Below are 11,860 nucleotides of genomic sequence, written 5' to 3'. Positions count from 1 at the left end.
TCCTGGCGGGGTGTTTGGCAAAGATGCGCGACGCGAAGTCTGCCGTGCAAAGCAAAGTTGATCCTATAATAGCGGGCTAAAGAGCCGTGCTGCATTTTCCGCAGCGCGGGCAAGCGCAGGTCTGGCATTCCATTCGGCGCGAACCAAGCGCTCACTCCCCGCAATGTTGCGCGCCTCCTCTTCGCGCAGGCGCGCGACTGTGTCCTGATCATAGATGAGGAGGCCAGCTTCTCCGTTCAACTCCAGCGAGCGCAAATCGATGTTCATCGAACCGACAAGGACGAGGTCATCGTCGACGCTTACATGCTTGGCGTGCAGGAAGCCGCGATGATAGAGGTGTATGTCGATGCCCGCTTCCAGCATTCGATCGAAGAAAGAGCGCTGCGCCAGATCGACCAGACGATGGTCGCCCTTCTTCGGTAGAATCAAGCAGACCTCGACACCGCGGGCGGCGGCCCCTTCGAGCGCGAGCAGGAGCGCTTCGTCCGGCACGAAGTAGGGGGTCGTGATGACCAGACGGTGTTCGACCGTATGCACCAGCGCATCGAGCAGCAGCCGGATGACAGAGCGCCGATATTCGGGTCCGCCAGCCACCAATTGTGCGCGCGCCGCCCCTGCGGACCGTTCATGCGGAAAGAGCGCCCCGTCGCTCAACAGATCGCCGGATTCCAAAAACCAGTCATTGGCAAAGAGCGCCTGCATCTGGAGCACGACGGGTCCGTTGACCCTCACCACGAATTCCTTGCTGCGCTGACCTCCCGGTAGCTCGGCGCTGATGACGTTCTGCGAGCCGATATATCCGAGCCGTCCGTCGATCACAGCGAGCTTGCGATGATTGCGCAGATCGGGCCGCAGGGCCTCCATGTTCGTTAGCGATACGGGCAGCGCGCGGCGCACCGTTATCCCGCAGCTCCTGAGTTTTCGAATGATCCGGCGGGACCACCAATAGGAACCGAGCGCATCGATCAGAACCCGGCATTCTATCCCGCGGCTTGCGGCAGCCACGAGCGCCGCGATGATCTGGTTGCCCACAGCATCGTCGGAGAAGATGTAGGTCGTGAGATGAACATGGTGCCGGGCCGTGCCAATGTCGGCCACGAGACGGTCGATCACTTCCTGATAATCCGCTAGCGCTTCGATGTTGTTTCCACCCACCGCAGGGAACAAATTGACCCGCTCGATGAGCTGCGCTGCCCGAACAAGATGCGCGGGAAGCTGCGGCGGTGAGCAGTGCTGCGACATCAGGATCTGGCGGCGCGCAATCTTGAGCTGCCTTCGCGCTTCAGCAAAACGCGCACGCCTGCGCGCCGTTGCCAGCGGACGGAACGCCCAGAGAACAACGAGAATGGCTGGAATGGGGAAGACGAGAACCAGCGCGAGCCAGCCCTGTGCGCCAACCGCTGGTCGGCTGAAAATGATCACCGCGAAGATAGCAAACCGCGCGAGCCAATCCAGCGTGAGGAATAGCAAGAGCGTATCAGACACCGGTCTTGCTCCCGCTTGTCGGAAAGCAATGGCGGCACGCCGTAGGAGGGGGGAGGATCACGGCGTGCCGCACTGCCGAGGCGCGGGGTTGGAGGCATCGCCGCGGCAACGAGCTTGGCGGGTTCGGGCTTTTACGCAGCCAAATGGTCCCGACAATTCGACCCTTAGAGCTCGCATGCATGTACATAGACGCGGGAGCGCGCCTGCTATTACAGCGCAGACCTCGTTTCGGTCTCACTGAATAGGCATGACATAGTCTCTGCCCGCCCACACGAGCGCGTCGGCTCCTCAAGTTTGCAAAGCAATAGGGGTGTCGGCCAAAGCATCGCGAAATGCGCCGCGGGCACGATGGAGTCTTACGGCGAGATTGTTGGGCGAAATGTGGAGGCGCGAAGCGATGACTGAAGGCTCGTCCCGCCCCAGGTCCATTTGCCGGATGATTTGCGTATAGGCTGGCCGAAGCGTCGCCAATACCTCCTCGACCACCTCGCTTTCATCGACCGATAAACTTTCTCCCAAGATTTCTTCCAAGGGTGGGCCGCCGGGTTCAAGCGGGGTCGTTTTGGCGTTGAGCCGCGCCGAGGCCCGGTAATGGTCGAGCAACGTCGTCTCGAAGAGGCGCCGCAGCCATCCGTGGACGGCATTTTCATCGCGCAATTGATGCGCGCGCTCAAGCGCTTTGACGCAGAAGGACTGAAGGACATCATCCGCCGCGAGGCGGTCGCGCAGACGCTTGAGAGCAAGCCGGCGGAAGATGACATAATCGCCAACAAGAACCCGCTCAATAATCTCTCTGTTCGTCTCTCGCCGGTTCTCAGGTTCGGAACGCTCCTGCTCTTCGGCAACAATATCCTCTGATTGTGCGGCGTAAGATAATGGCATGAGTTCTTCCCCACCGAAGTTCCACCTACTTGGAATACGCAGGGAGAGGCCCCGCCCCTCAGATTTCTTTGGTGTTTCGGCGGATGATGAGAGGTTCCGGCCGGGAAACAACGCGCTGATGCGCTTCGTCCTGTAAGCCGAGCTGCCGTGCCCCGTCTCTTGTTTCAGCCCGTTTAGAAATCCTCTGCACCGAGACGAGAAAACCCGATGAGCCGCCTGATCACCACTACGCGAAGTCTCGCCTTTGCAGTGTCGGCGGCGGTGTGGACTCTCCTTTTTGCGCCCTTGATCCCGCTATTGGTTCTTCTGGGTCGTCCGCCGCGGATCATTCGGCAGCTCACCCGGATTTGGGCGCGCGGCCTTCTCTGTCTCCTCGCTGCGCTGGCCGGAATCCGCTATACGGAAAGGGGACGCGTTAACCTGCCCGAGGGTCCCGTCCTCATCATCGCCAACCATCAATCGGCCTGGGAAACGTTTGCCGCACTCGTTCTCTTCCCTGACGTGGCGATTGTCACCAAGCGTGAGCTTCTGGCGCTGCCTGTGATAGGATGGTTCCTGAAGAACTCCCCCATGATCCCGGTCGATCGCGCTCAGTCGGCGCGGGCGCTGCGTGAAATGCTTGCGGCCTGCCGCGCGGAAGTAGCGGCGGGTCGCTCGGTGCTCATTTTCCCCGAAGGCACACGCAAGCAGCCGGGAAGCCCGATCGAATTCAAGCGCGGAGTGGAACTGCTCTATCGAAATCTGGCGATACCCCCAGTAATCGTTGCCCACGATGCCGGCCGGCTCTGGCGGCAGGGCATGCGGCTGCATCCTGGATCGATTACCGTTTCGATACTCCCGCCGATCCCACCTGCTACCGATCATGGAGTTCTTGTCGCGCAGGCACAGCGGTCCCTCGCGGTCGAAGTCGCCAATCTGAACAAGGCCTAGACTGACCGCCGAAAGGGCCCGGATCCCTATGAGGATGAGGAGGCCTGCGCTCCCATGAACATGATCTTGCATCTCATTGCGAGAGGCAACACCCATTTGTTCTGAACTTCGCCGTCGGCGACGTTCTCGTAATCACCAAGCGCGCCCCGCGTCTGTTTATCCGAATGAGGTGCCGCCCGGGCAGGCCAGCGCGCACCAGGAGCCGGTCTGGACGGACAATCAAAACCGGGAGTCTTGCAATAAGGAGCAGTGTGTGTGGCGAAACCGCCAACGAACAAGAGGATATTGGAGCAGCAGTTTTCTCGCCGGGCGACAATCTTGTGCGCGGTGCAGCTCGGTCTCGGCGGTGTGTTGGCAGGCCGGCTCGCCTGGCTTGCGATCGCCGAAAACCAAAAATGGCAACTGCTCTCCGAGAGCAATCGGCTTCAGCTGAGCCTGATCCCGCCGAGGCGCGGATTGCTGCTTGATCGCACGGGCGTCCCCCTCGCCAGCAACAAATCGGTCTTCATGATCGATCTCCTGCCCGATCGCCTCGAGGACGCCGATAAGGTCCTGAAGCAGCTTGCCGAGCTGCTCGATCTTAGCGCCGATGAGACGGACCGCCTCAAGACCGACCTCGAACAAGCATTGGATCACCAGCCCGTGCGGGTTGCGAGCGATGTCGAGTGGGACCAATATGCCGCTGTAAATGTACGCCTTCCCGACCTCCCCGGCGTATCCCCGATGAGAGGGTTTTCGCGGCACTATCCAGCAGGAGCCGCGACAGCTCACTTGCTCGGCTATGTCGGAGCCCCAAGCCGCGAGGAGTATGAAAAAACCGGCGATCCCTTGCTAATGGTTCCGGGCATGCAAGTCGGCAAGGATATGCTCGAGAAGACGCTCGACGAGCATTTGACGGGCAAGCCCGGCGCGCGCCGGGCCGAAGTGACAGCCACGGGCAAGGTCGTACGCGAGCTAGAGGTCCGATCCGACACTATAGGTAAAAGCGTACAATTGACCATTGATGGTGGGCTTCAAACCTATGCGTCGCGGCGACTGGGCACCCAGTCCGGCTCGGTCGTGGTGCTCGACGCGGTCACCGGCGGCGTTCTCGCTATGGCTTCGATGCCAGCCTACGATCCCAACAGTTTTTCGGATGGGATCAGCCAGTTCGAATGGGACATGCTGTCGCAAGACGAACGCGTTCCACTCAGAAACAAGACCCTCCAGGGACTTTATCCGCCCGGATCGACCATCAAGCCGATCACGGCCCTGGCTTTGCTGAATGAGAACATCGACCCAGACGAAACCGTCCTTTGTACCGGCCGGATCAACATTGCCGGCGGCACGTTCCATTGCTGGCGCCGTAGTGGCCACGGTGTAGTCGACATGAACCGGGCGATTGCAGAAAGCTGTGACATATATTTCTATGTCATGGGCATTCGGGTGGGCATTCAGCCAATTGCCGACATGGCCAGACGTTTTGGGCTTGGCGAGCGGTTTTTAGGCTTGCCGGTTCCCTATCAGTATTACGGCACTGTCCCCGATCCTGCCTGGAAACGGCGACGATACAACGAGCCTTGGGAAGCCTATGACACTGTCAATGCGACAATCGGGCAAGGCTATCTGCTCGCCAACCCGCTGCAGCTTGCGGTCATGACGGCGCGGCTTGCCGCCGGTGAGAAAACCCATCCCAAGCTACTTGCCGCAAAGGAGGCGCCTGCCGCACCACTCGAAATTGACCCCCGAATGCTTGCGATCGTCCGCCAGGGAATGGAGGATGTTGTCAATGGCCAGGGCACCGCAACCCGCGCCCGCCTTCCCCTTCCGAACATCAAGCTGGCGGGCAAGACGGGCACCGCGCAGGTTCGCCGCATCACGATGGCCGAACGTCGCCGCGGCGTCCGCTCCAATGCCTCTCTCCCCTGGAAGCTGCGCGATCATGGATTGTTCGTTGGTTATGCGCCGGTTCACCGGCCCCGCTATACGGTGGCGGTGGTAATCGAACATGGCGGAGGGTCTGGAGCGGCCTATCCCATCGCAAGCGATACGCTGCTCTATCTGTTTGACGAACGGCAAGCCATGAAGCGCCTGGCATCACTGGAGAATGGCTGGGGTGGCGGAATCGAGGAGCGAATGGCGCGCGAAGCGGCAGAATTCGCCGCCCGCACACCGAGCGACTGACCCCCTAAACAATGAGGTTCTTCGGCGAACCCATTGCAAAAGCTTCGATATTCTCAATTGTCGTCTCGATGATGCGCGCGACCGCCTCATGCGTGTTATAGGCGACATGCGGAGTCACGATGACGTTCGGAAAGCGCAGTAGCACATGATTGGCCACGAGGGCCTCCAAATTCTCCTTCTCCAGCGGCGGTCCGCGAAACACTTCTGCCTCTTCACGGACGAGCGGCTCCTGCGGGAGCACATCAAGGCCAGCGGCGCGGAGTTTCCCCTCCGCCAGCGCGCGCACCAGAGCGGGAACGCTGACGATGTTGCCGCGCGCCGTATTGATCAGGAGCGCGCCGGTCTTCATGGCAGCGAACTCGGCATCGGACAGGAGATCCTGGGTCTGAGGGGTTGCCGGCAGATGCAATGTGACGATGTCGGCTTGGGAAAGGAGTTCGGCGAAAGGCAAATAGGTAAAGCCGAGATTTGCTGCCGCAGAGCTATCCGGATCGACGTCGAACGCTACGACATTCATGCCAAACCCGCGCGCGATCTCGATCGCGCGGCGCCCGATGCGGCCGGTCCCGACGACGCCAAGGGTCTTCCCGCGCAGCTCGATACCGCGCAGATCATCCTGTGAAAAATTTCCGCGCCGTGTACGTTCGACCGCCGGAACGAGATATCGCGCTGCCGCCAGCATCAAGGCAAAACTGTGCTCGGCTACAGTAACATCACCATAGTCGGGAACGTTGGCGATCTCGATGTCTTCTGCGGCGCACCAGGCCAGATCGATGTGGTCGTGGCCGGTCGAGCGGGTGGCGATCAGCCGCAGCTCGGGGAAGTGGCGCAGGACTTCTGCATCGAGCCGTGAATTGATGAATGTGCTGATCACTTCGGCATCGCTGTATTTTGCCGCGTTATCAGATGTCAGCCGTTCCTTGACACAAGTGAGTTCGTGATTGCCGGAAAGTGCGCGGCATGCCCGCGCCTCCCATTCCTCGGCCTCGAAGATGACGACCTTCATGTTGGCGAACCCTCAGCCGGTTGTGCTCGGCCTTTATCCGACATGGCCTCGGCTTGAGCGACCACCTTGACTGCGGCAACAAAACTGTCGGGGTTAAGCGAAATGGAGTCGATCCCGCAATCGACCAGGAAACCGGCAAACTCGGGATGGTCACTCGGTGCCTGGCCGCAAATTCCGATCTTTATCCCGGCCTGGTGCGCCTTGATAATGGCTTCGCCAATCGCCCGTTTTACCGCCTCGTTGCGTTCGTCGAACTGATCGGCGAGAAGCTCGGAATCGCGGTCGATCCCGAGCACGAGCTGGGTGAGATCGTTGGAACCTATCGAAAATCCGTCAAAGCGCTGTGCGAACTCCTCCGCGAGCAGGACGTTCGCCGGAATCTCGCACATCATATAGATTTGGAGACCGTTTCGGCCTCGTTCGAGACCGTTTTCCGCCATCACTTCAAGGACCCGATCGGCTTCGGCGAGCGTACGGCAGAATGGCACCATGATGATGACATTCTCAAAGCCGATCTCCTCGCGTACGCGCCGCAAAGCGCGGCATTCGAGCGCGAAACCTGCCTTGTAACCGGGGCTGTAATAGCGCGAGGCGCCGCGCCATCCGATCATCGGATTTTCTTCATCCGGTTCGAAGGCCTCTCCTCCGAGAAGATGAGCATATTCGTTTGTCTTGAAGTCGCTGAGCCGGACGATCACCGGCTGCGGATGAAACGGGGCCGCGAGCTTGGCTATGCCGAGCGCAAGCGTGTCGACGAAATAGTCGGTCGGCTCGGCATATCCGCGCGTAAGCTCGGCGATCGCGAGCTTCGCATCCTCGCTCGTGACCTTCTCCGGGGCGACGAGCGCCATCGGATGAACTTTGACCAGGTGGTTGATCACGAATTCCATCCTCGCGAGGCCTACACCGCGCGCAGGGAGGCGCCACCAGCGCATGGCGGCGGCCGGACTCGCGATATTGAGCATCACGTCGGTCTCGGTCTCGGGCAGATCCGCCAGGTCGAACTCGATGGTTTCGAACTCGAGCGTCCCTTCATAGACCGCACCGCGGTCGCCTTCCGCGCATGACAGGGTGATGGGCTGCCCGTCCTGCAGGCTGCGCGTCGCTGTCTGTGTCCCAACGATGGCCGGCACGCCGAGTTCGCGGCTAACGATCGCTGCGTGGCTGGTAGTTCCGCCGTGATCAGTGATGATACCCGCTGCGCGCTTCATGATTGGCACCCAGTCCGGATCGGTCATGCCTGTTACAAGGATTGCACCATCTCGAAAGGCCTCGATCTGCGAGGCGTCCCGGATCGCGCAAACCTCCCCGGTGGCGATCGCCTCGCCAACCGCCGCGCCCGTAAGCAGCGGTTCGGCGTGCTGTTTCAACCGGTAGGTCGTCAGTTTTCCCGCTGTCCTGCCCGACTGAACGGTTTCCGGCCGGGCCTGGACGATGAAGAGTTCACCGGATGTACCATCCTTCGCCCACTCCATGTCCATCGCGCGTCCATAATGCTTTTCGATGGTCTTGGCGCAGCGCGCCAGCTCAAGAACCTCGTCGTCGGACAGGACGAAGGTCTCGCGTTCGCGGCGCGTGGTTCTCTTAGTCAACGTCCTGACGCTGCCGCCGGTCGCATAGGCCATCTTGCGCTCCTTGGCTCCAAGACTGCGCTCGATAAGCGGGGCCGTGTCGGCACGTTCGAGAAAGGGTTTGAAGACACGGTAGGTGTCAGGATCGACAGAGCCCTGGACGACAGTCTCCCCAAGCCCCCAGGCGGCACTTATCACGATCACGTCGGGGAAACCCGTTTCGGTATCAACTGAAAACATGACCCCTGATCCAGCGAGATCCGAGCGCACCATGCGCTGAACTCCGATCGACAGGGCAACATCCATATGGTCGAAACCTTGTGCCTGACGGTAGCTGATCGCCCGGTCGGTGAAGAGCGAGGCAAAGCAGCGCCGGCAGGCATCGAGAAGTGCGCGCTTGCCGGTGACATTGAGAAAGGTCTCTTGCTGCCCGGCGAAGCTCGCTTCGGGAAGATCCTCCGCTGTCGCGCTGCTGCGGACCGCGACGCTGACCGCATCCTGTTCGCTGCGCGCAGACAAAGCGTCATAGGCTTCACCGATGGCCGCCTCGATCTGCGGTGGAAACGCCCCTTCCAGAAACGCATGCCGGATCGCAGCACCTGCCACTTGAAGCGAGGCGCGCCCGACAGCGAGCGCCTCGATCCAGCGCCTCATTTCGGGTTCAATGCCGTTGGCCGCGATATAGTGACGATAGGCCTGCGCCGTTGTGGCGAAGCCTCCCGGCACTCTGATACCGCGCTTCGACAGCGCGCTGACCATCTCACCGAGCGAAGCATTCTTTCCGCCAACCATGGCGACGTCGCCGCGTCCAATATCCTCAAACCAGGCAATAAGGGCGTCGGGCATCGAAATCTCCGGGTCTTTCGCGAGCGGTGCTCGGCTGTGGTCGAACGTGGACGTTGCCTCGATTGGGGCTAAATCTTACCCGCCGCCGCCGAAGCATCGTCCATATGATGAGACGGTTTTCAGCCTGGCCGATTACAGCCCTGCTGCCCGCGCTCGCGAAAAAGCCAGCGCAGTCCGATAGGCGTGACAATCGTGGTGACGAGCGCCATGAGGACGAGAGCGGAAAAGAGATTGGCCACGACCGGGCCGGGATAATCGAAAAGTCCTGCTTCCAACGCGATACTCACGATGATCAATTCAACCGCGCCGCGGCCGCTCATGCCGAACCCGACCCCGAGCGCCTCCTTGCGGGTAAGACCAGAAAGCAGAGCAGGAAGCCCGGCGCCGATGATCTTGCCCATAAGTGCGGCTAGGATCAACGCCAGCACGATGCCAGGAATGATGGCAAGGGCCGCGAAATCGACGCGAATGCCGATCGAAAGAAAGAAGAGCGGGGCCAGCAAGCCCATCGTGAGATCGCTGACCGTTGCTTTCAGGCGCGCGAAAGAGGCTTGACCCAGGCTCTTGGCGTTGAACAGAAGGGCGGCGGCCAAGGCTCCGATGATGAAGTCCATGCCAAGCAGTTCGGCCAGCCCTGCAAACCCCAATGCTGTCAGAATGAGCGCGGTAAACTCAGGGGCGGGAATCCGCAGCCACGAGATCAGATTGGCGATCCTCGGCGCCCCGAAATAGCCCGTGCCAGCGACAATGAGGAAGAACAGCGCGGCTTTGCCAAGCAGCGGCAACATCGCCCCAATCCCCGGGACGGAACCTGCCGCAATGGCGCCTGTCAGAATTGCGAGGAGCACAAGTCCGATGATATCGTCGAGAATTGCAGCGGCGATCACCGTGCGACCAGTTGGGGTGTGGACCATGCCGAGATCCATGAACACGCCGATGGCGACAGGGACCGCAGAAATTGACAATGCAACGCCGACCAGCAGAGCCTGGACAAATTTCATCGGGTTGTCGGGAAGCACCCACCACGCGAGCGCCATACCCAGAGCGAGTGGCAACAGAACACCTCCGAGCGCCACGGCAACCGAGCGGCCCGAATGTCTGAACAGCTCTGCAGGGGCGATTTCGAGGCCAGCAAGCAGCAGTAGGAAGAAAATTCCGAACTCGGCGGCAAGGTCGAGAAACGCGCTGCGCGACAATTCGGCGAAAAACGGAGCGTTGAGGGAGGCCGCCAAGACCGCCAGTGCTAGCCCGGCACCGATCTCCCCCACCAGCGCGGGCTGGCCGAGACGCGTTGCGATCTCGCCGAAGGATCTCGCCGCCAGAAGCAGGAGAATGAGATGCAACATATGCTCGATCATCGTGCGAACCCGATTGCGGCAGCTGCGACAAGGCCAACGGCGGCAGTATAGGCGAGCATGGGTACGAGCGTGACCCGGATGATCTCTCCCTCGCGCCCGACACGGCCGACGACGGCTGCAGCTGCTACCACATTGACTACCGACACCATGTTCCCCGCGCTCGCGCCAAGGATCTGGGCGCCAAGGACGGTTTCCGGGGGCAGTCCAGCCTGATTGGCTGCAGTGAGTTGAAACAGCGCAAATGTCATATTGCTGAAGGTCGCACTTCCTGAGAGAAAACTGCCCAGCGCTCCGATGAATGGTGCAATCACCGGCCAGTTCTGTCCGGCGGCATCGGCCGAAAGAACTGAAAGCGCCATTGGCATGCTGGGCAGACCGTCCGAATTGATTCCCGAATACACAAAGACGCGCACCATCGGGACCGCCGCCGCAAGCGTCACCGCGCTTGCGGCCGTGATCTTCAGAGTGTCCCGGCCAGCGCTGCGTAGACGCTCACTGTCGAGAGGCAAAATACAGACGGCCAAGAGACCCGCGATCAAAAACATCGAACCAGGCAAATATAGCGGCGCAAGCGCTATGTTGATCTGCGTCCCCAGAACCGAATCCCAGGCAAAAGAGACGTCCTGCAAGGCCTGTTTGACCGGCAACAGATCTGCGCGGCTCACGAGAAGGAGCGCGGCGAGCAAGAGATAGGGTGCCCAGGCTCGCTTCAGTGTAACGCGTGACGGTTCTGCGGCAATCGGCGCACCCGGATCAGCCCCGCTCGAGCGGGGAATGAGAAAGCCTTGCCGTGCTGCTGGTACCACGAGCACGATGGCACAAAGCGCGCCGGCAAGCGCGGGAAGTTCCGGTCCTAGCGTCGCACTGACGATAAAGGCAGGTATGGTGTAAGCCAGACCGGCAAACAGAGCGAACCGCCAATAGCCCAGCGCACTGGACCAGCTTCGTTCTTCGGAAAAGAACCGCGAGTAGAGAAGGATGAGCGCGAACGGGACGAGCGAGCCGGTAGCGAGATCGATAGCGCCTGCCATCTGCGCCGAGTTTTCAATCAGACTATCGAGCCCGCCATCTGCGGCAGGTTGACGGAGTCCTTCGCGTAGCCCGATGGCTACCGGCGTGCCGATCGCACCGAAGGCTACCGGACTGCTATTGGCAATCAGTGCAAGTGACACGGCTGCCATGGGTGTGAAACGAAGCGCCACAAGCAGCGGAGCGGTAATGGCGGCCGGGGTGCCGAAACCGGCGACGCCTTCGAGGAAGGCACCCAAGGTCCAGCCTATGACGATAAGCTGGACCCGCGGTTCCGGCGATATGGCCGCGAATCCTTCGCGTATCCGTGACATCGCCTCGCCTTCGGTAAGGAGCCTCAAGAGAAGTATCGCACCAAAGATGATCCATAAGACCGAGGCCGCGATCGCCAGACCCTCGATCGAAGCGGCCAGGATTGTGCGGGGCGCCATGTGCCACAGGAAATAGCCGGCAGCGGCGGTTACGATATAGGCCAGTGCCATGGCCCGCGATGCGGGCATCCGCAGACCGACAAGGAAAAGCAAAACCGCGAGCAGAGGCGAAAGCGCTGCAAGAAATAGGATGAATGTAATGTCGCCCTCCGCTCGGTC

At 60.7% G+C, this 11,860-nt stretch carries 8 protein-coding genes; 2 read left to right on the top strand and 6 right to left on the bottom strand.

The window, feature by feature from the left end; translation table 11 throughout:
• Positions 1–63: 63 nt before the first annotated feature.
• Positions 64–1,485 (bottom strand): cardiolipin synthase, encoded by a 1,422-nt coding sequence (cls, locus tag WYH_RS12465; protein ID WP_158246581.1) that lies wholly within the window; start codon positions 1,483–1,485, stop codon positions 64–66.
• A gap of 288 nt (positions 1,486–1,773) precedes the next feature.
• Positions 1,774–2,367 (bottom strand): RNA polymerase sigma factor, encoded by a 594-nt coding sequence (locus tag WYH_RS16600; protein ID WP_082347979.1) that lies wholly within the window; start codon positions 2,365–2,367, stop codon positions 1,774–1,776.
• Between the two features lie 207 nt (positions 2,368–2,574).
• Here WYH_RS16600 and WYH_RS12450 point away from each other — a divergent pair, with 207 nt between their 5' ends.
• Both WYH_RS12450 and mrdA read left to right on the top strand, forming a co-directional pair.
• Entirely contained in the window at positions 2,575–3,297 is a 723-nt protein-coding gene (locus tag WYH_RS12450; protein WP_046904083.1) for a lysophospholipid acyltransferase family protein, read from the top strand.
• A 255-nt stretch (positions 3,298–3,552) separates the two neighbouring features.
• Positions 3,553–5,460, top strand: a complete 1,908-nt coding sequence (gene mrdA / locus WYH_RS12440) for a penicillin-binding protein 2 (protein WP_244877918.1) — start codon at positions 3,553–3,555, stop codon at positions 5,458–5,460.
• A 4-nt stretch (positions 5,461–5,464) separates the two neighbouring features.
• Here mrdA and WYH_RS12435 read toward each other — a convergent pair whose 3' ends face one another.
• The 4 genes from WYH_RS12435 to WYH_RS12420 form a co-directional block, all read right to left on the bottom strand.
• On the bottom strand, positions 5,465–6,466 hold the full coding sequence (locus tag WYH_RS12435) for a hydroxyacid dehydrogenase (RefSeq protein ID WP_046904082.1): 1,002 nt from the start codon (positions 6,464–6,466) through the stop codon (positions 5,465–5,467).
• Positions 6,463–8,883 carry a phosphoenolpyruvate synthase gene (ppsA, locus tag WYH_RS12430; RefSeq protein ID WP_046904081.1) on the bottom strand — a complete coding sequence of 807 codons (2,421 nt, stop codon included), beginning with the start codon at positions 8,881–8,883 and terminating at the stop codon, positions 6,463–6,465. The genes WYH_RS12435 and ppsA overlap by 4 nt, the downstream gene beginning before the upstream one ends.
• A gap of 119 nt (positions 8,884–9,002) precedes the next feature.
• Positions 9,003–10,241, bottom strand: a complete 1,239-nt coding sequence (locus WYH_RS12425; RefSeq protein ID WP_053833570.1) for a cation:proton antiporter — start codon at positions 10,239–10,241, stop codon at positions 9,003–9,005.
• Complete coding sequence (locus WYH_RS12420; RefSeq protein WP_280513197.1) at positions 10,238–11,833, bottom strand: L-lactate permease; 1,596 nt, start codon at positions 11,831–11,833, stop codon at positions 10,238–10,240. Before WYH_RS12420 ends, WYH_RS12425 begins: the two co-directional genes overlap by 4 nt.
• Between the last annotated feature and the right edge of the window lie 27 nt (positions 11,834–11,860).

This window comes from Croceibacterium atlanticum, from assembly GCF_001008165.2.
Lineage (GTDB): Bacteria > Pseudomonadota > Alphaproteobacteria > Sphingomonadales > Sphingomonadaceae > Croceibacterium_C > Croceibacterium_C atlanticum.
This window is presented reverse-complemented; position numbering and strand designations above follow the sequence as displayed.